This is a genomic window from Nocardioides aestuarii (genome assembly GCF_039527245.1).
GTDB classification, from domain to species: domain Bacteria; phylum Actinomycetota; class Actinomycetes; order Propionibacteriales; family Nocardioidaceae; genus Nocardioides; species Nocardioides aestuarii.
Genome location: NZ_BAAAJT010000002.1, coordinates 2,736,936 through 2,756,662, shown reverse-complemented (window position 1 = coordinate 2,756,662; position 19,727 = coordinate 2,736,936). Strand labels below are relative to the sequence as shown.

The 19,727-nt window shown below is 72.1% G+C and carries 15 protein-coding genes and 1 tRNA gene; 5 read left to right on the top strand and 11 right to left on the bottom strand.

The genetic code is table 11. From position 1 onward, the window contains the following. Positions 1–3: 3 nt before the first annotated feature. Genes ABD091_RS13950 through ABD091_RS13940 form a run of 3 tightly spaced genes read right to left on the bottom strand, consistent with a single transcriptional unit; the run spans position 4 to position 6,144 of the window. Complete coding sequence (locus ABD091_RS13950) at positions 4–2,025, bottom strand: serine/threonine-protein kinase (protein ID WP_343919436.1); 2,022 nt, start codon at positions 2,023–2,025, stop codon at positions 4–6. A 7-nt stretch (positions 2,026–2,032) separates the two neighbouring features. Continuing rightward, entirely contained in the window at positions 2,033–3,298 is a 1,266-nt protein-coding gene (locus ABD091_RS13945; protein ID WP_343919434.1) for a type 1 periplasmic-binding domain-containing protein, read from the bottom strand. Positions 3,299–3,300: 2 nt separating this feature from the next. After that, entirely contained in the window at positions 3,301–6,144 is a 2,844-nt protein-coding gene (locus ABD091_RS13940; RefSeq protein WP_343919432.1) for a hypothetical protein, read from the bottom strand. Positions 6,145–6,323: 179 nt separating this feature from the next. Here ABD091_RS13940 and pepN point away from each other — a divergent pair, with 179 nt between their 5' ends. After that, complete coding sequence (pepN, locus tag ABD091_RS13935) at positions 6,324–8,741, top strand: aminopeptidase N (protein ID WP_343919430.1); 2,418 nt, start codon at positions 6,324–6,326, stop codon at positions 8,739–8,741. A gap of 66 nt (positions 8,742–8,807) precedes the next feature. Here the strand turns inward: pepN and ABD091_RS13930 are convergent, their stop codons facing one another. From ABD091_RS13930 to ABD091_RS13920, 3 genes are all read right to left on the bottom strand, one after another. Further along, positions 8,808–9,779: a ribose-phosphate diphosphokinase gene (locus ABD091_RS13930; protein WP_343920948.1), complete on the bottom strand. Its 972-nt coding sequence runs from the start codon at positions 9,777–9,779 to the stop codon at positions 8,808–8,810. Between the two features lie 61 nt (positions 9,780–9,840). Beyond that, on the bottom strand, positions 9,841–11,292 hold the full coding sequence (gene glmU, locus ABD091_RS13925; protein ID WP_343919428.1) for a bifunctional UDP-N-acetylglucosamine diphosphorylase/glucosamine-1-phosphate N-acetyltransferase GlmU: 1,452 nt from the start codon (positions 11,290–11,292) through the stop codon (positions 9,841–9,843). A 10-nt stretch (positions 11,293–11,302) separates the two neighbouring features. After that, positions 11,303–11,899 (bottom strand): uridine kinase family protein, encoded by a 597-nt coding sequence (locus tag ABD091_RS13920; protein WP_343919426.1) that lies wholly within the window; start codon positions 11,897–11,899, stop codon positions 11,303–11,305. Positions 11,900–12,194: 295 nt separating this feature from the next. Here ABD091_RS13920 and ABD091_RS13915 point away from each other — a divergent pair, with 295 nt between their 5' ends. Then, positions 12,195–12,824, top strand: a complete 630-nt coding sequence (locus ABD091_RS13915; RefSeq protein ID WP_343919424.1) for a LamG-like jellyroll fold domain-containing protein — start codon at positions 12,195–12,197, stop codon at positions 12,822–12,824. Positions 12,825–12,990: 166 nt separating this feature from the next. After that, positions 12,991–13,842, top strand: a complete 852-nt coding sequence (locus ABD091_RS13910) for a sulfotransferase (protein ID WP_343919422.1) — start codon at positions 12,991–12,993, stop codon at positions 13,840–13,842. Here the strand turns inward: ABD091_RS13910 and ABD091_RS13905 are convergent. After that, positions 13,831–13,909 (bottom strand) — tRNA-Gln (locus tag ABD091_RS13905). The genes ABD091_RS13910 and ABD091_RS13905 overlap by 12 nt on opposite strands. An 84-nt stretch (positions 13,910–13,993) precedes the next feature. On the opposite strand from ABD091_RS13905, the gene ABD091_RS13900 reads away from it, so the two are divergent. Together ABD091_RS13900 and ABD091_RS13895 are read left to right on the top strand one after the other, a co-directional pair. After that, positions 13,994–15,097, top strand: a complete 1,104-nt coding sequence (locus ABD091_RS13900; protein WP_343919420.1) for an ATP-dependent DNA ligase — start codon at positions 13,994–13,996, stop codon at positions 15,095–15,097. Beyond that, a complete protein-coding gene (locus ABD091_RS13895) occupies positions 15,097–15,633 on the top strand; it encodes a hypothetical protein (RefSeq protein ID WP_343919418.1) in 537 nt (178 codons plus the stop codon). The genes ABD091_RS13900 and ABD091_RS13895 overlap by 1 nt, the downstream gene beginning before the upstream one ends. A gap of 355 nt (positions 15,634–15,988) precedes the next feature. Here ABD091_RS13895 and ABD091_RS13890 read toward each other — a convergent pair whose 3' ends face one another. The 4 genes from ABD091_RS13890 to ABD091_RS13875 are packed head-to-tail and all read right to left on the bottom strand — an operon-like array spanning position 15,989 to position 19,689. After that, entirely contained in the window at positions 15,989–17,071 is a 1,083-nt protein-coding gene (locus ABD091_RS13890; protein WP_343919416.1) for a DNA polymerase domain-containing protein, read from the bottom strand. A 9-nt stretch (positions 17,072–17,080) separates the two neighbouring features. Next, positions 17,081–17,395 (bottom strand): hypothetical protein, encoded by a 315-nt coding sequence (locus tag ABD091_RS13885; RefSeq protein WP_343919414.1) that lies wholly within the window; start codon positions 17,393–17,395, stop codon positions 17,081–17,083. After that, a complete protein-coding gene (locus ABD091_RS13880; RefSeq protein ID WP_343919412.1) occupies positions 17,392–18,603 on the bottom strand; it encodes a fatty acid desaturase family protein in 1,212 nt (403 codons plus the stop codon). Before ABD091_RS13880 ends, ABD091_RS13885 begins: the two co-directional genes overlap by 4 nt. Positions 18,604–18,612: 9 nt before the next feature. Next, entirely contained in the window at positions 18,613–19,689 is a 1,077-nt protein-coding gene (locus ABD091_RS13875) for a ferredoxin reductase (protein WP_343919410.1), read from the bottom strand. Between the last annotated feature and the right edge of the window lie 38 nt (positions 19,690–19,727).

The window sequence follows — 19,727 nt, the reverse complement described above, 5'->3', positions numbered from 1 at the left end:
CGGTCAGCCTCCCAGGGCGTCGATGGAGAAGGGGCCGCCGATGATGCCGTCGTACTCGCCGACCTCGGCCTCCAGCGTGCAGTCGGTCGCGGTTCGCACCACGCTGACCTTGAAGTTCTCGACCGACATCGCCCCGCCGCAGTTCTCCCGCAGCTTCACGTTCTCGAGGCCCCCGGCGACGGCCATGAGCTCGGGTGACGGGTCGCCCGTGACCGCGGTGTTGAAGAGCGGCGCCGTGATGCTCTCGGTGCCGTCGACCCACTGGGGGATGAGTCGGACCTCGACGTCGCGCGAGCGCATCGTCAGACCGTCCTGCACCTCCATCCGGATGGCGGCGAGGCGCTGGACGGGGAACAGCCCGGGCACCACGGCGTCGGACTCGAGGTCGGCCTGCGTCGTGTCCGCTGCCCGCTGCAGCCAGGCGTCGACGGCCTCGGGGTCCTCACCGAGGTCGAGGTCGACGGAGGCGACCACGTCGATGCTCTGGCCGGCGTCGAGGACGCCGCCGACGTCGACGCTGAACCCGCACGGGTCGGCGATGCCGGTCGCCCGCACGCTGGTCGGAGCCTGGTCGGTCCCCGCCCAGGTCACGTCGGGGCAGGCCTCGCCGTCGGCGACGGCGGGCACGGACTCGAAGAACGGTCCGGTGAGGGGTGCGTCGGCGGCGGTGTAGGTGATCGCGAGCTCACCGAGGCCGGTCTCCGGGTCCCACGTCATCGCACGGTCGACGACCAGACCCGACGGCAGGTCGTCACCCGGCAGCAACCCTTCCTGCGCGGTGACGCCGGTCGTGGGATCGCCGTCCTCGCCGGGCCCGCTGCTCCCGCCGAGGGCCTGCGCGACGGCGATCCCGCCACCTCCCAGGACGGCGAGGGCGACGGCCCCGATCAGCCAGGGGACCCACCGCCTGCGCGGCTTCTCCGGCTCGGCGACCGCTGCGGGCGTGAGGACGGGTGCGTGGTGGACGGGGGCCGCACGCCCGACCGAGGTGACGTCCTCCCCCGCGACCGGCGCGGGGGCGAAGGCCACGACGTCGCCGGTGGCCGCGAGCGGGTCGAACGCCTCGCGCCCGGCGTGGAGGTTGGTGGCGCCGGGGTCGAGCTCGCTGGGCTGCCCCTGCACCCGGATCGGGCTCGGCCGCAGCGCGGTGTGGAGGGCCGGCCCGAAGCTCTCCGGGTGGGCCTGGACCGGCAGCGAGGGCTGGTCGAGGACGTGGTCGGGGAGCTCGCGCAGCGCCTCGGCCGTCGCAGCAGCGGTGAGCCGGACCCGCGGGTCCTTGCTCAGCATGGTGGCCACGACGTGCCACAGCTCGTCGTCGACCGGGATCCGCGGCGGCTCGGCACTGACGTGCCGGTTGCCGATCGTGTGGGCGGTGCCCGACCCGGCGAACGGCGTACGGCCCGAGAGCAGCTCGTAGAGCAGCACCCCGGCGGCGTAGACGTCGGAGGCAGCGCTGAACTGGCCGTGGACGAAGAGCTCGGGCGGCATGTAGCCGGGCGTGCCGAGCAGCCCCGTCGCCATGACGGTCGACTCCTGCGCAAGCCGCGCGATGCTGAAGTCCGAGAGCTTCACCCCACCGGGCGCGGCGATGTCACCGGAGAGCAACGCGTTGTCGGGCTTGACGTCGCGGTGGAGACAGCCCTGCGCGTGGGCCTCGGTCAGGCCGTCGAGCACGGCGCAGGTCGCGGCGACGGCGTCGCGGCGACCGAGCGTCCCCTGCGCCTTCAGCCGGCCGCGGAGGTCGCCGCCCTCGACCAGCTCCATCAGGATGCCCAGTCGGTCGCCCTCCACCACGAGGTCGTGCACCTGCACGATGTTGGGGTGGCGCAGGTTCATCAGGATCGAGCGCTCCTGGATGAACCGGGTCACGATCTCGGTGTCGCGCGCGTACTCGGCGCGCAGCACCTTCGCGGCGAGCTCCTCACCGCTCTCGCGGTCACGAGCACGCCACACCTCGCCCATGGCGCCGGTGCCGAGCAGGTCGAGCAGCTCGTAGCGGCTCCCGAGGGGGCGGGGTGCGTTCATCCAGGGATCACCCCGCCGACGGCGCCGCGAACCAGAAGAGGGACGCGGTGCCGTCGTTGGGACGCACGCCGGGGTCCTGGCTGGTCGCGTTGAGCTCGACCACGGACTCGGCGGGCAGCGCCTCGGTCGCGGAGAAGTCGAGGGCCGGCCCGACCACTCCGTCGGCGGCGTCGACCTGGAGCCCGTCGAGCGCCGAGAGGACGTCACCGGGTGAGGCCGAGCCGGCCTGCACGGCGGCGGTCACCAGGGCGACCACGGCGTCGTGGCTGGCGGTGTCGGCGCCGGTGGCCACCTCGGCGAACGGCACCGAGTCGAACAGGTCGAGCCGCTCGGTGTCGCTCATCATCCGCAGTGCCGAGAAGTAGGACGCCACGGCGTCGGCCCGCTCCCCGGACGTCAGGGTGGTGGCGTCGGAGGCGTCCACACCGGCCGTCACGAAGCGCGCGGAGGTGGTGCCCTGGGCGTCCTCGACCTGGTCGGCGAAGTCGGGGCTCAGCGCCTCGGGCGAGAGCACCAGCGGCAGGTCGGTGACCGACCCCTGGAGCCGGCTGACCAGCTGGGCCTGGCTGGGGGCGGACGCGGCGATCACGACGCTGTCGGCGCCGCTGCGTCGCACCGCCTGCTTGACGGCCCTGACGACGGCGTCGCTGTCGCCCTCGGCGTAGTCGGCCCGGCCGACGGCGTCGACACCGGGGAGCGTGACGCCGTCACCGGTGACGAGGAACGGCGTGGACAGCTCGGCCTCGGCCATCGCGCTGCTGAGGGCCGTGCCGACGGCGGTCGAGGTCGGGCCGGTCAGCCACGCCCCGGCCGGGAGCCCGGCGGCGTCGCGGACGTAGGGCAGCAGCACGGCGGTGTCGGCGGCGGCCGCGTCGTCGAGCGCCGGCAGCAGGTGGTCACCGGTCGTGGCGGCCACGATGCCGGATACCCGGGCGTTGACCAGCTCCTCGACGGCGGCCCGGGCGCCCTCCTCGGTGCCCCGGTCGTCGGCGACCCGGAGCTCGACGGGCTGCCCCCCGAGCTCGAGCCGGTAGGCCGCGACCTGGGTCCCCTCGGCGGGGACCAGCACGTCGGCCCCTTGACCGGGGTCGGAGCTGAGCGTCGCGATGACGCCGAGCGTCACCGGCTCCGCGGTGGGCTGCGCGACCTCGAGCTCCACCGGGGGCTGCTCCACCGGCGAGCCCTGCGGCTGCGGGGCGGCGTCGTCGGAGCAGCCGGTGAGGGTCGCGGCGATCACGCCGCCGGCGAGGGCGGCGACCAGGGTGCGGCGCACAGTCAGTTCTCCCCGAGCGAGAAGGTGAAGACGGTCAGGTGGCTGCTACCGGCCGGGAGGTCCATCCCGAAGGCCGGGTAGGCCTCGAGCAGCTCCAGCGACCGCGAGAGCTGCGCCTGCTGGAGGTAGACGTCGGCGAGCGCCGTGCTGCGGACGCCGGCGAACTCCGACGTCGTGGCGTTGGCCTTGACCACGCCCTCGGTCGCGGTGCCGGTGTCGGCGGCCCCCTTCGAGAGCGCGCCGAGCAGGCCGGAGCCCTCCTCGTCGCGGGTGCCGAGGTCGAGCAGCACCTCGTTGAGGTCGGACTTCAGCGCCTTCTCGGCGGCCACGAGGTTGCGGTTGGAGTCGGCGACGGTGCCCTCGATGCGCCGGACGGCGGCCGTGATGCGCTGGTCGAGGGAGGTCGACAGCTTCTCCTCCTCCGCCGCGAGCCGATCACGCTGGGCGGCGACCGAGGCCCTGCCCTGCTTGCGCAGCGCCTGGTCGGACTCCTGGAGCGCCAGGCTCAGGGTGTCGACGAGCTCGTCGACCTTGGCGTTGGCCTTGTCCTTCGCGCGGTCGATCGCACCGACGTTCGTGTCGAGAGCGCCCTCCGTCTCCTCGAGGATGTCGGCGCCCGCCTCGAAGGCGTCGTCGATCCGATCCTCGATGCCGATCTGGTTGCACTCCATCTGCTTGTGGAAGAGCCTCATCAGCTCGAGCGGGTCGGGGGCGAGGTAGTTCGCCGGCTTCGGGTTCTCCTCGGTGTACTCCGGGAACTCGAACGACGTCACCGCGGCGCACTGCCTGATCGCGTTCTCGTTGACGGCCGGGTCGGCCACGAAGCCGAGGGTCGGCCACTCGTCGAAGCCCGGCCCGAAGTAGGGCTCGTCGCCGTCGGACAGCTTGGCGATCACGAGCAGCAGCTCGTCGATCTTGTTGCGCTGGCCCTGCCCGTTGTCGTTGAGCAGCCCGTCGACGGTCGACTTCAGCCCGTTGACCTGGTCGACGACGCTCCCGACAGCGGAACGGCCGGTGTCGGCGAGGTCACCGATCTCCGCCAGGGACGCCTGGGTGGCGCTCACCTTCGCCGCGAGCGGCTCGGCGCCCTCGACCGGCTGGTCCGCGCAGTCCACGCCGGTCAGCATCGCGCTGACCTCGTCGTACTGCGGGCGGGTCGGGTCGTCGGCGGCGAGGGCGGACTGGATCGTGCACACGCTCGCCCGGACGTCCTCGACCTGGCCGGCGGCGCCGCCGTTGGTGGCGAGCGCGTCGGTGGCGGAGGCGTCGATGCCCTCGATCAGCGCCGGGAGGCCGTCCTCGCCGTCGCCGAGCTGCCCCTGCATGGTGGCCAGGGTGTTCTGCATCTGGCGAAGGCGGAACGTGACGCTGCCGCCGCCACCGCTGCCGCCGTTGAGCTCGTCGGCGAGGTCCTGGATGGTCTCGACGAGGCCGCCGAGCGTGCCGACCGAGCTGCTGAGGTAGCCGAGCAGGTCGCCGTCGAAGTCGTCGGCGAGGTCGGTCCCCGCCTGGCGCAGCAGCCCGGCCTCCGCGAGGAGGTCTGCCTGGGTCTGCTTGATCGAGCCGATCACCGTGTCGGCGCCGGCGGTGTCGTCGGGGGTGCCGATGGCGGCGTTGAGACCCTCGGTGATCGCCGCCTTGCAGTCGTCGGTCGCGGTCTGGATGGTGCGCAGCTGGGAGGAGATCGCCATCATCTGCTCGGTGATGCTGCGCTTGGTGCGCAGCTTCGGGATCGCAGCACCGCACTCGATCGACTCCACCTCGGGAAGCTGTTCGAAGTCGGCGGGGTCACCCAACAGGGTCTGCATCCGGCCCACCGTCTCGCCGAACTGGGCGACCGTGTCGGCGCTGGCACGCTCCATCTCGCTCGACATCTGCGAGGAGAGCGAGTCGATGTCACCGGCCAGGCCCGAGAGCGAGGAGGAGACGAGGGACGCGCTCGACTCGAGGTCGGCGATGGTCTTCTGACCGAGCGTCGCGGCGGTGCTGCCCAGCTCGCGCTGGATCCGGGCGAGCACGGCGCTCGCGGCGGTCAGCGTCGTGTTGACGTTGCTGACGAGCTCGATCGTCGAGGTCTCGAGCTTGAGCGTGGAGCTGGGGTCCTCGGAGAAGGCCGCCTCGAGCAGGGCCTGCACCGACGGGTCGGTGACCAGGCCGGGCTGCACGGACAGGTCGAAGGTCGGGACCTCGAAGTCGTCGGTGTCCTGCACGAGCCGGAAGGTCGCGCTCGACCCCAGGCGCGGCGGGGCCAGCAGCGCCGCCCACTGGACGTCGGCCGACTTGCCCGCGCCGCGGCCCAGGACGCCGTTGGTCACGTCGCCCGGCCGGACGTCGTCGGCGGTCACGACGCTGCCGAGCGCGTCCTCGCCGAGGTCGGCGGAGGCGACCACGGTCAGCGGCGTCGCGACCAGCGCGTTCTGCTGCCGCTGGGCGCCGTCGAAGTTGTAGACCACGGGCTCGGGCCGCGCCGTGACGTTCTGGACGGTCACGTCGATGACCACGCGCCCGGACTCCCCCTCGATGTCGGAGAGGTCGGTGCCGGCGCGGTCGCCGAGGCGATAGCTGGTCAGCACCCGGACCGGCAGGTCGGCGGCGACGGTGCCCGGGTCGAGCGACGCGCTGTCGCTCGACAGCTCCTCGTCCTCCCCCGCACGGACCGTGGTGGAGGTGATGCCCGAGATGGCCGAGTCGGACCCGAGCGTGATCGCGACCGACTGGAGCACCTTCTCTGGTGCGGCGACGGCCGGCGTACCGCCGGTGGCGACCACGCCACCCACGAGAGCCACGGCAAGAGTCGTCTGGAGCACTCGCCGGACCCGAGCCCGCGCGAAGACGATGTTCGACATGTGTGATTGTCCCTGTAGTCAAGGGGGTTCGGGTCAGCCCACACTTACCCGATCGGTCCACGCCCCGTCTCGTGGACCTCGGCACTCTAACCGGACGACCACACCGGTGTCCCAATTCCCCCGGATCCCGGGACCGACCGGGCACGGTCACGTCCGCGGGCACGACTAGGGTCGAGGCCGTGTCCCTGACCCTCACCGAGGCCCGAGAGCGGGCAGCCCTGGTCTCCGGGGTGTCCTACGAGCTCCACTTCGACCTGACGACCCGCGGCTCCTACCACTGCCGCGCGGTCGTCCGCTTCACCACCTCACGGCCCGGCGCCTCGACGTTCCTGGAGCTCGCGAACGCCGAGGAGGTGACGGTCGACGGCAGCCCTGCGACCTACGACGGCCGGCGGATCGCCCTCGACGACCTCGCTGCCGACCACCAGGTCGTGGTCGAGGCGCGGATCCCCTACGTCACCGACGGCGACGGCATGTACACCTTCACCGACCCGGCCGACGGCGAGACCTATGTCGGCGCCTACGTCGGGATGGACGTCGCCCAGCGGGTCTTCCCCTGCTTCGACCAGAACGACCTCAAGGCGCCGGTCACGGTGTCGGTCACCGTGCCCGACGGCTGGACGGTGCTCGCGAACGGCCGCACGGACCGCACCGAGCCCGCGGGGGACGGTCTCGTCACGTGGCACGTCGCCACCACCCCGCCGATCCCGCTCCCGATGTTCACCGTGTGCGCCGGTCCCTTCCACTCGGTGACGTGGGAGCACGGCGGGCTGCCGTTCGGCTGGCACGCACGCGCGTCGCTGGCGGGCCAGCTCGACCGCGACGCCGAGGAGCTGCGTCGCGTGACCGAGGCCTGTTTCGACCACTACCTCGAGCTCTTCGAGGAGCCCTTCGCCTTCGGCTCCTACGACCAGGCGTTCGTGCCCGGTCTCAACTGGGGCGCGCTCGAGAACCCCGGCTGCGTCACCTACCGCGACGAGATCCTCCCGGTCGGCACCCCGACCCGCAACGAGCGCCGCAAACGAGGCATGATCATCGCCCACGAGATGGCCCACCAGTGGTTCGGCAACCTCACGACGATGACGTGGTGGGAGGACACCTGGCTCCAGGAGTCCTTCGCCGACTACATGGGCTTCCGCGTCGCCTCCGACGCCGCCGGCTTCGAGGACGCCTTCGTCGACTTCTCGATCGGCAAGAAGGTCGGGGGGTACGCCGCCGACGAGCGGCGCTCGACCCACCCGGTCGCCCCGCTGGCCGAGGAGGTGCCCGACGTCGACGCCGCGACCGGCAACTTCGACGCCATCTCCTACGCGAAGGGCAACTCGGCGGTCCGACAGCTGGTGACCTGGCTCGGCGACGAGGACTTCCTCGCCGGCGTGCGCGCCTACTTCTCCCGCCACCGGTTCGGCAACGCCACCCTCGACGACTTCGTCGACGCCCTCGACAGCGCCACCGACCGTGACGTCCGCGGGTGGGTCACGGCCTGGTTGCGCAGCTCCGGCTTCGACACCGTCCGCGTGACCCGCGACGGCGACGACGTGGTCCTCACCCGGGAGGGCAGCCGCCCCCATCGCTTCGAGGTGGCCCGCTACGACGCCGAGCTGCTGCCACTCGACGGCGCCGTCGTCGACCTCGCGGCCGAGCCGGTCCGACTGCCCGGTGCCCCGGTCGTCGTCCCGAACGCCGCCGGCGAGACCTTCGCCCGGCTCCGTCTCGACCACCGGAGCTGGGAGGCGCTCTCCGCCGACCTCGCGCTGGTCGAGCGTGACGACACCCGAGCGATCGTGTGGTCGACCGCGATGGACATGGTCCGGTGCGGCGACCTGGCCGCGGTCGACTTCCTCGGTCTCGTCACCCGCCACCTCCCCCGCGAGCGCAACGCGACGCTCGTCGACGCGGTGCTCGGGTGGAGCGCGGACGCCCTCCTCCCGCGCGCCCTCGCTCCCGACGAGGTGACCGACGCCCTCGCCCAGCTGGCTGCGGCGTGCGAGTCCGGCCTCGCCTCGGGTCCCGACGCCGACGTCGCGGTCGCGCTCACGCGGCGGCTGGCGACGACCTCGCCCGACTCGATGCTCCTCGGCCAGTGGCTGGTGGACCGCGAGACCCACACCGGGATCGAGGTCGACCAGCACCTGCGCTGGCTCGCGGTGCAGCGGCTCGCCTCGCTCGGGGCGCTCGAAGCCGAGGCGATCGCCGAGGAGCGGGAGGCGGACGGCACGATCCAGGGGGTGCTGGGCGCTGCCCACGCACTGGCCGCGATCCCCACGCCGGAGGCCAAGGACGCCGCGTGGCAGCGGCTGCTGGGCGAGCCGCCACTGTCCAACCGCGAGTTCGAGGCGACCGCCGCCGGCTTCTGGCACCCCGAGCACACCGCGCTCGTCGCCGACCACGTCGGCCGCTACCTGACCGACGGCCTGGCCGTCGCCCGGCAGCGCGGGCCGGGCTTCGAGGACATGCTGGGCCGGGCCTTCCCGGGGATCCCGCTCACCGACGACCAGGTCGGCGCCGTCCGCGCGGCGCTCGAGGGCGACGTGCCGCCGATCCTGCGGCGCTTCTGGGACGACCGCTACGACGACGTCCTGACCGGCCACCGCTGACCGTCGTACCCGACCTCAGGGTCGTGATCTCGCCGATCCACGACGCTCAGGTCGGGTACGACGTGCTCAGGCGTGGCCGTCGAACATCGAGGTGACGCTGCCGTCCTCGAAGACCTCGCGGATGGCGCGGGAGAGCAGCGGGGCGATCGAGAGCGTCGTCAGCTTGTCGAACTGGTGCTCTTCCGGCACGGGCAGCGTGTTGGTCACGATGATCTCGACGGCCGAGGAGTTCTTGAGCCGGTCGACGGCCGGATCGGAGAGGATCGGGTGGGTCGCGGCGATGATGACGCCCGCGGCGCCGTCGGCCATGCAGGCCTCGGCCGCCTTCACGATCGTGCCGCCGGTGTCGATCATGTCGTCGGTCAGGATGCAGATCCGGCCCTCGACCTGTCCGACCACGCGGTTGGCCACGACCTCGTTGGCGACGTCGATGCGACGGGTCTTGTGGATGAAGGCCAGCGGTGCGCCGCCGAGCCGGGCCGACCACCGCTCGGCGACCTTGATCCGGCCGGCGTCCGGGGAGACCACGGCGAGCGGCTGGTCGCCGTACTTCTCGTTGACGTAGTCGGTGAGGATCGGCAGCGCCATCAGGTGGTCGACGGGCCCGTCGAAGAAGCCCTGGATCTGGTCGGCGTGGAGGTCGACGGTGATCAGCCGGTCGGCGCCGGCCGTCTTGAACATGTCGGCGACCAGGCGCGCCGAGATCGGCTCGCGACCGCGGTGCTTCTTGTCCTGCCGGGCATAGCCGTAGAACGGCATCACGACGGTGATCCGCTTGGCGGAGGCACGCTTGAGGGCGTCGACCATGAGCAGGTGCTCCATGATCCACTCGTTGATCGGAGCCGTGTGGCTCTGGATCACGAAGGCGTCGCAGCCCCGGACCGACTCCTCGTAGCGGACGTAGAGCTCGCCGTTGGCGAAGGCCCGCGCGTCCTGGGGGACCAGGCCGCTGCCGAGGAGCGAGGCCACCTCCTCGGCGAGGGCGGGGTGGGCCCGGCCGCTGAAGACCATGAGGTTCTTCTCGGTGGTGCGCTTCATTCCGGTCACGTGCGCCTGCTCCTGGGTCGCCGGATGGGTGCCGTCAGGATTCTGGCCCAGATCAGGCCCCGGACCCAACACCGGGGTCCGGCTGGTGTCCACCGGGTGTCTCCCGGGCCACATCCGCGGCCCGCTCGGCCGCCTTGCGGGCCGCGTGGCCCTCGAGGTTGCGCTGGGGTCCGCCGCTGACCGCCAGGGCACCGTCCGGCACGTCACGGCGTACGACGGTGCCGCCGCCGGTCATGGCTCCGTCGCCGATGTGGACGGGGGCGACGAAGGTGTTGTTGGCCCCCGTCCTCGCTCCCTCCCCGACCACCGTGCGGTGCTTGTTCACCCCGTCGTAGTTGGCGAAGATCGTGCCGGCTCCGATGTTGGTGCCGGCGCCGATCTCGGCGTCGCCGACGTAGGACAGGTGGGGCACCTTCGCCCCGTCACCGATCGTCGCGTTTTTCGTCTCGACGAAGGTGCCGACCTTGCCGCCCGCGCCCAGGGTGGTGCCGGGCCGCAGGTAGGCGAACGGTCCGACCGTCGCGCCCGCGCCGACGACGGCCAGCTCACCATGGGTGCGGACGACGCGGGCACCCTCGCCGACCACGCAGTCCTTCAGCGTCGTGTCCGGTCCGACCACCGCGTCCTCGGCGACCTCCGTGGCGCCGAGCAGCTGGGTGCCGGGCAGGATCGTGACGTCGGCGGCCAGGGACACGTCCGCGTCGATCCACGTCGTCTCGGGGTCCATGACGGTCACCCCGTCCTTCATCCAGCGGGTCACGATCCGCTGGTTGAGCATCCGGCCGAGCGCGGCCAGCTGGGCGCGGTCGTTGGCACCTTCGGTCTCGGTGACGTCGTCGATCGGGTAGGCACCGACCGTCAGCCCATCGTCCTGCGCGATCCGGACGGTGTCGGGCAGGTAGTACTCGCCACTGGCGTTGTCGTTGCCGATCCGCGGCAGGGCTCCGGCGAGGAACCCGGCCTCGAAGGCGAAGATCCCGCTGCTGATCTCCCCGATCTCACGCTGGTCGGGGGTCGCGTCCTTCTCCTCGACGATCGCCACGACGTCGCCCTCGGCGTCGCGGACGATCCGGCCGTAGCCGTAGGGCTCGGGCAGCACGCCGGAGAGGATGCTGACCGCGCGCTGCGCCGCCTCGTGCTCGGCGAGGAAGGCCCGCAGGCTCTCGCCGCGCAGCAGCGGGGTGTCGCCGGTGGCGACCAGCACCGTGCCGCTGTCCACCCCGGCGGCCTCGACGGCGACCCGTACGGCGTGCCCGGTGCCCTCCTGGGTCTCCTGCACCGCGAGCACCGCGTCGGGTGCGATCGAGTGGACATGAGGACCGACCTGCTCCCGCTGGTGGCCGACGACGGCCACGACCCGTCGCGGACCGAGCTCCTGCACGGCGGCGAGGACGTGGCCGATCATGCTGCGCCCGCCCACCTCGTGGAGGACCTTCATGGTCTTCGACTTCATCCGGGTCCCGCCCCCGGCGGCCAGCACGATCACGGTGAGGTCGTCGGTCATGCCGCTCACCCTAGACGTGGGCGGGGAGGACGAGGTCGGCGAGCCGTGCCGGCTCCGCCGCGCGCTCGTAGGCCACTCCCTCGGGCAGCCAGCGGGTGCGCCACAGGTCGAGCTCGGCCTCGTCGTCGCCCTGCTCGCGGTTGCGCGCCACCGCCCGGGCACCGGCGGTCACGGGGTCGAGGTCGATCCAGACGGTCAGGTCGAACAGCCCGACCGTGTCCGGCCAGAACAGCCGGATCCCCTCGACCAGGACCACCGACGGCATCGGCACCTCGTGCACGCCCTCCTCCCCTGACCACTGGCGGGTCGGGTAGCGCAGCCGGTCTCCGGCCGGCCCCGTCCGGAGGGAGGAGAGCAGCTGCCGCACCACCGGCCAGTCGTGGAGGTCCCGCAGACCCTCCGCGTCGCGGGCGCCCGCGGCGTACAGCCGGTCGAGCGCGACGACCTGGGCCGGCGCCTGGCCGAGGAGGCCGGCGACACCCCGCGCGAAGGTCGTCTTGCCAGCACCTCCGTGGCCGCTGATGCCGACCACCCTCGGTCGGCCCGAGACACCTCCTGGCGCCCGGATCGCGTCGAGCACCAGGGCGCGCGCGACCGACGTCTCCATGCCTCGAGCATGGCCGTCCCGGTGTGGTCCCGCCACCGGGTTTCGCCGGCGACGCGGGCCCGCTCTGTCCCGGCCACGAGACACCGTCCCCAATGCGGGGGAAGAACCCCGCACGGTGCCTGCTCCCCCGGGTGCGGGACGAGAGTGGGGCACCTGAGGTGAGTCCGAGCGGCGGACTCCAGACCGGGTCCTGAGGCGGTACGGAATGAGGTTCTCGAAGGCAGCCATCGGGGGCGCAGCGGCAGTGGCCTGCCTCGCCCTCTCGGCGCCACAAGCAGCAACGGCGGACGGCCCAGTGAGCGTCCTCGACCTGCAGCTCAACGAGTCGAGCGGCGCCACGACGGCGGTGGACGCCTCCGGCTTCGGCCACCACGGCGCGATCGGCCGTCACATCCGCATGAACGGCTCGTGGGCCGATTGGGACCGGCACCCGCCGGCCGAGGGCATCTACTACGGCGCCGACCACCTGATCATGGTCGACGACGCACCCGACGGCTCACTGGACCCCGACTCGGCCGACTTCACGATCGAGTTCCGGATGCGCTCGACCGACAAGTTCGGGAACATCCTCCAGAAGGGTCAGGCCCGGGCCGTCGGCGGTCAGGTGAAGTTCCAGCAGCCCCAGGGCTACATCAGCTGCATGTTCAAGTCCCCGCAGGTCCGCGCCGCCACGAAGTCGAAGACCTTCACCAGCGACGGCCAGTGGCACGTGATCCGCTGCGAGCGGACCGCGTCCCAGGTCGCGCTCTACGTCGACGGCGTGCTGAGCAACCGGATCCGCAAGTGGAGCGGCAACATCAACAACAAGAAGCCGTGGACCATCGGCGGGAAGTTCGAGTGCGACACCTCGTTGTCGACGACCGGCGCCGACAGCTGCGACCTCTACCCGGGTGACATCGACTACGTGCGGATGTGGAAGGGCTGACCCCGTCCCACGCCTGACCCGACCTGACCCGGCCGCGACCCCGTCACGGCCGGGTCAGGCCGCGTCCGGGCCTCCCCACGATCGGGTATCCCGCCGCGCTGCCCGGAGCGCGGACCCCCGCCGTCACTAGCGTCGGGACATCCATCCGCGCGACTCAGGAGCCGCTGTGACCTCGCCATCGCTCCACCGACGGCCCTTGCTGGTGACCGGCGTGCCCCGGTCCGGCACGACCTGGCTCGCCCGGCTGCTCGCCACCGCGCCGGGGACGGCGCTCGCGGGCCGGGAGCCGATGAACCCCCGCGGCCGCCAGTACGCGCTCGGCGGCACGCTGGACGCCTGGACCCGCCTCCGCGAGCCCACGGCCGGCCAGCGCCGCCGGTTGCGCGCGGCCTACCGGGGCCTGAACCCGTGGGTCTACAGCCGCTACGGCGCCCGGCAGTACGCCGCGCCCCTCCCCGGCACCCGGGTCGTGGTGAAGGACCCGTGCGCACTGCTGGCGATCGGGCCGGTCGCGCAGATCACCGGCGCGGTCCCGGTGCTGGTCTACCGGCACCCGGGTGCGGTCCTGGCGAGCTTCCGGCGGATGGGCTGGCGGCCACGGGTCGACGAGGTCCGCGAGCTGCTCCCGGGACTCGCTCCCGCCGATGCGGACCCCGCGACCGAGCTGGCCTCGTTCTGGGCGGCGATGCACACGGCGGCGCTCGCCGATCTCGACCAGGTCCCGGGAGCGGTCGTCGTCTCCCACTCCGAGCTGGCCCACTCCGGCGCCGCGGGCGGGGAGCGACTCCTCGACGCCGTGGGTCTCCGAGCGAGTGCACGGACGGCCGAGGAGCTGACCAAGGAGGGCACCCGGGTCACCGTGGCGGCCGGCCGGCTCCACGACTTCGATCGGTCGCCCCAGGCTGTGGCCGAGGCCTGGCGCGCCGACCTCTCCCCCGAGGACCTCGACATCGTCGAGCGGATCGCCGGGCCGACCCTGGCCGCCCTCGACCTCACGCGGCTCCAGCTCCCCGGGTAGGAGTCGAACCTACGTCGCTAGTCCTGATTCAAAGTCAGGCGGGCCCTACCGGCAGACCAACCGGGGAATGCGCCCCCAAGGCTAAGGCCCACCCCCGCCGCGCCGCGCGCTGCTCTCCCCATCGCACACCACCACGGCCTAGCCTTCCGGCATGGACCTGCCCGTGATGCCGCCCGTGCAGCCGATGCTGGCCAAGGCGGTGAAGGGTGTCCCGCGTGAGGAGGGCTTCAGCTTCGAGCCGAAGTGGGACGGTTTCCGCTGCCTGGTCTTCCGCGACGGCGACGAGGTCGAGCTGGCGAGCCGCAACACCAAGCCGCTGACGCGCTACTTCCCCGAGGTCGTCGCGGCCGTCCGTGAGCAGCTGCCCGAGCGGTGCGTCCTCGACGGCGAGCTCTTCGTCGCGAGCAGCGGCGACGGCGGCGCCCGGCTGGAGTTCGAGGTGCTGCAGGAGCGCATCCACCCGGCCGAGTCGCGCATCGACAAGCTCTCACGGGAGACGCCGGCCGGCTTCGTCGCCTTCGACCTGCTCGCGCTCGGCGACACGGCGTACGTCGACCGTCCCTTCGCCGATCGTCGCGCGGCGCTGGAGAAGGCGCTCGCCCACCTCGCCGACACCGAAGGCCCGTGCCACCTCACCCGCACGACGACCGACCCCGACGAGGCGCAGACCTGGTTCGAGCGGTTCGAGGGTGCCGGGCTCGACGGCGTCATGGCCAAGCCGCTCGCGGCGCCGTACGCCCAGAACGGCCGCACCATGCTGAAGATCAAGCACGAGCGCACCGCCGACGTGGTGCTCGCCGGCCTGCGCGAGCACAAGACGTCCACGCCGGAGCGACCGCTGCTCGGCAGCATGCTGCTGGGTCTGTACGACGCCGGCGGGGACCTCCAGCACATCGGGGTCAGCGCCAGCTTCACAGCGTCGCGGCGGGCCGAGCTCTGGGACGAGCTCCAGGAGCTCGTGTGCCCGATCGAGGAGCACCCGTGGGGCCGCTGGCAGGAGTTCCTCGTCGCCAACCCGGGCCGGGTGCCCGGCACCCAGAGCCGGTGGAGCCAGGGCAAGGACCTCTCGTTCGTGCCGCTCCGGCCCGAGCGCGTGCTCGAGGTGAAGTACGACCACATGGAGGGCCGTCGCTTCCGCCACACCGCCCACTTCAAGCGGTGGCGCGACGACCGCGACCCCGAGTCCTGCGGCTACGGCCAGCTGGAGGAGCCAGCCGGCTACGACCTCGCTAAAATCCTCACAGGAGGTGCGTGATGACCTACGACGTCGTGCTGCTGGTCGAGCGGGCGCTGTCCGCGACCGACGCAGAGCAGGTGCGGTCCCTCCACGAGGGGGTCGAGGAGGGGCCCGTCCACTACCACGTGCTGGTGCCGCTGGAGGATGCCGCGGCCCGCATCGAGTCGGCGCTCGGCTCGCTCTCGGCCGGGGAGGTGATGTCGTCGCCTGCGATGGCGATGAGCGACGTAGACCTCGACGCCGTGCGCAAGGACTGCCGCGACCGCTCCCAGCACGACCTCGACCGCACCCTCGAGGTGCTCCACGCCGCCGGCGCGACGGCCGAGGGCCGGATCGTCTCCGACCCCCCGATCGACGCCCTGTCCGCGGTCGTCACCGAGGTCGACGGCCGCGAGGCGATCATCCTCACCCGGCCCCACGTGGTCGCGGAGTTCTTCCACGTCGACTGGACGTCACGCGCGCGCCGCAAGATCGGCGTGCCGGTCCTCCACCTGCTCGAGCACGAGACGTTCGACGAGCAGGCCGGCGGAGGAGAAGGCGTGTCCGGGTTCTGATCCACCACTGATTCCGAAGGCTCCGCCCCCGGTCGGCGACCGCTCTCGGTTCTGTTACCGACTTGTGGACGCCACGTGGGCGTGTGCAGGAACTGGGTCACCTACCGTTCTTGATGTCAGCTTCTCCGTCGCTGACAGCGGTGGTTTCGAACCGGGGGGTTCCGAGGCACCGACAGCGGTCCCAGATCCGGGGGGGTCCTGGCCGCTGGCAATTGAACATCGACGGCACCTTGCACCGGGGGGGTATGAGGCGCCGGACCGGATCCACCCGAGAGGACCCGGTTTGCGAGGAGGAGGCCCGCTTGGCCAGACCAGGCGGGTCGCTTCTCATTTCGGGGCGCCTCCCGGCGCCGGATCAGTCGGCGATGCGGTTGCCGTCCTCGTCCCAGTGGTCGGCGACCTTGCGGCTCGGCTGCACCCGCGGCGGCTCCCCCGGCATCTTCGGATAGTCGGGCGGGTAGTTGAGCTCGACCTCGCCCTGCTCGCGCCACAGGTCGAGCAGCGGGGTCAGGTCGTGGGCGACGTCGTCGATCGCCTTCCACGCGTCGCCGTCCGCGAGTCGCTCGGGGACGGTGAAGAGGTTGAGCCCTCGCGGGTCGTCGAGGCCGGCGAGCTCCTCCCACGACACCGGGGTCGACACCGGCGCGCCCTCGATCGGTCGTAGGGAGTAGGCCGAGGCGATGGTGCGGTCGCGGCAGTTCTGGTTGTAGTCGACGAAGATCCGCTCTCCCCGCTCCTCCTTCCACCACGCGGTCGTCACCTGGTCGTCACGCTTCTCCAGCTCGCGGCCGAAGCCGATCGCGGCGTGGCGCACGTCCACGAACTCCCACTCCGGCCGGATCCTGACGAAGACGTGGACGCCGCGGTTGCCCGAGGTCTTCACGAAGGCCGTGATGCCGAGCTCGGCGAACAGCTCCCGGGCCACGCCGGCGACCCGCACCGCGTCGGAGAAGGTCGTGCCGGGCTGCGGGTCGAGGTCGATCCGGAGCTCGTCGGGACGGTCGACGTCGGCGCGGCGTACCGGCCACGGGTGGAAGGTGAGGGTGCCCATGTGGGCGCACCAGACCGGCACCGCGATCTCGGTGGGGCAGATCTCCTCGGCCGTGCGGCCGGAGGGGAAGGTGATGCCGACCGACTCCAGCCAGTCGGGCGCGCCCTTCGGCACCCGCTTCTGGTAGAACGCGTCGGCGTCACGGTCGAAGGGACCGGTCGCGAGCTTCATCCCGGGACGTACGCCGCTGGTCCAGCGCTCCAGCGCCGTCGGGCGGTCGCGCAGCGCGCGCATCAGCCCCTCGTCGACCGACGCGACGTACTCGGCGACCATCAGCTTGGTCACCTCGGGTGTCCCCGCGGTCGCCTCGTAGATCACCCGGTCCGGGGACGAGACGCGCACCTCGCGGTCGCCGGCGACCACAGTCGCCGCGGGAGCCTTGGCCATGCGGCCAACCTAGCCGCCGATCAGCGAGTTCGGCTCGAACCGCGGCTGCTGGTCGAGGTCGTCGCGACCGGGGCGGACGAACTCGAAGCCGGAGGTCGCCACGCGCTGCCACGACGGGTCCGCGTCGGGCGCGTCGCACAGCTCCTCGGCGCAGGCGGCGTGCATCGGCGGCAGGTGGAAGGCGTTGCGCGCGACCTCATCCGGCGTACCCACGAAGACGACGGGCCGCCCGAGCGTCATCGCGCAGCCGCCGCAGATCCGGGAGAGCGCGCACTGGGTCACCCAGGACCGGTCCTGGACGCGGTGTGCCTCACGCAGGCTCACGCCGCACCCCTCCCCCGCGACCAGCCGCCGAGCTCGCGGCGTCGCGGCTGGCGCTCGTCGTCCGTACGCCGCCGCCGGTCCCGCGCGGGCGTCGGCGGCTCCGGCTGGTCGCTGCTGGTCCAGCCGTTCGGCACCGACAGCTTGATGATCGTGCGCAGCGCCTGGCCGTACTGCCGGTGCAACGGCCCGACCGTGTAGGGCAGGTCGTACTTCGCGCAGAGCTCCTTCACCCGGACCGAGATCTCCGCGTAGCGGTTCGACGGCAGGTCGGGGAAGAGGTGGTGCTCGATCTGGAAGCCGAGGTTGCCCGACAGGATGTGGAGCATCGGTCCGCCGTCGAAGTTCGCGGCGCCGAGCACCTGGCGCAGGTACCACTCCGACCGGGTCTCATCCTCGAGCTCCTCCTCGGTGAAGTGGAGCGCGCCGTCGGGGAAGTGGCCGCAGAAGATGATCACGTAGGACCACAGGTTGCGGGTGACGTTCGCCGCCGCGTTCGCGGCCAGGGTGGTCCGCCACTGCCTCCCCGACAGAGCGGGGTAGACGACGTAGTCCTTCAACGCCTGGTTGCGGCCCTTGCGCGCGATCTGCTTGAGCTGGCGCGCCATCTCCTTCGGGTCCTTCTCGCCCTTGCGGATCCGCTCGATGTCGAGGTCGTGGAGCGCGACGCCCCACTGGAAGAGAGCAGCGAGCAGCGCGTTGTAGACCGGCTGGCCGAGGTTGGCCGGGTGCCACTTCTGCTCGCGGGCCATCCGGAGGATGCCGTAGCCGATGTCGTTGTCGTGGCCGAGGACGTTGGTGAACTGGTGGTGGACGTAGTTGTGGCTGTGCTTCCACTGCTCGGCCGGCTGCGCAGTGTCCCACTCCCACGTCGAGGAGTGGATCTCGGGGTCGTTCATCCAGTCCCACTGGCCGTGCATGACGTTGTGGCCGATCTCCATGTTCTCGAGGATCTTGGCCAGCCCGAGCAGGGAGGCCCCCGCGATCGCGCCGGGGACCCGCGTCCGCCGCGAGTGGGGCGTCGTCGCCAGCACCACGCGGCCGGCGGCGGCGAGGCCGCGCTGGACCTTGATCAGCCGGTTGATGTACGCCGCGTCGGCGGCGCCGCGGGACTCCTCGACCTCCGCGCGGATCGCGTCGAGCTCGCGGCCGAGCTGCTCCACCTCCTCGTCGGTGAGGTGCATGTATTCCTGGACGTCGCTGATCGCCATGTCTGTCTCCTAGATGTCGAGCACGCAGTCGCCGACCGCGGCGGTCACGCAGGTCTGCACCTGCTCGTTGGGCTGGGCGTACTCCTCGCCGTTGCGCAGGTCGCGCACCCGGCCGGAGACGAGGGTGAGGGTGCAGGTGTGGCAGATGCCCATCCGGCAGCCGTAGGGCATGCCGACCCCGGCCTCCTCCCCCGCCTCGAGCACCGTCGTGGCCCCGTCGGCCTCGATGGTCTTGTTGCTGGTGCGGAAGCTGATGGTGCCGCCCTCACCGCCCTCGCCGCCGAGCTCGAGCGAGAACCGCTCGAGGTGGAGGCGGTCGGCGACGTCCTCGCGGTCGTAGTGCTCGGTGAGGGCGTCGAGCATCGGGCCCGGCCCGCAGGCCCAGGTCTCCCGGTCGCGCCAGTCGGGGCAGATCCGGTCGAGGTCGGTGGCGGGGTCGAGCATCCCGTCGGTGTCGGTGTGCTGCGCGTGGAAGGACAGCGCCGCGTGCTTCGCCGAGAGCTCGTGGAGCTCGTCGCGGAAGATCATCCGGTCCTCGGTGGGCGAGGAGTAGTGGAGGACGACGTCGGGCACGGTGCCGCGGCGGTCGAGGGTGCGCAGCATCGCCATCACCGGCGTGATCCCGCTGCCGCCCACGAGGAAGAGCACGCGCTCCGGGGGCGGGTCGGGCAGCACGAAGTCGCCCTCAGGGGCCGCGAGCCGGACCACCGTGCCGGGCTCGAGCCCGTTGACGAGGTGCGAGCTCAGCTTGCCCTCCGGCATCGCCCGCACGGTGATCGAGATCGTGCGTCCGGAGCGCGCGGGCGAGCTCACGGAGTAGGACCGCCACTGGTACTTCCCGTCGACCGGGATCCCGATGCCGACGTACTGGCCGGGGCGGTGGTTCCAGCGCCAGCCCCAGCCGGGTCGGATGACCAGCGTGGCGGCGTCCTCGGTCTCCGGGACGACCCGCTCGACGCGGCCGCGCAGCTCGCGCGCCGTCCAGAGCGGGTTGAGCAGCCGCAGGTAGTCGTCGGGGTGCAGCGGGGTCGTGAGCGACCGGCCCGCACGGCGTACGCGGGTCCACGGCACGGAGGTGGTGGCCATCCGGGCAGTGAACACGTGTCCACTGAAGCACGTCAACC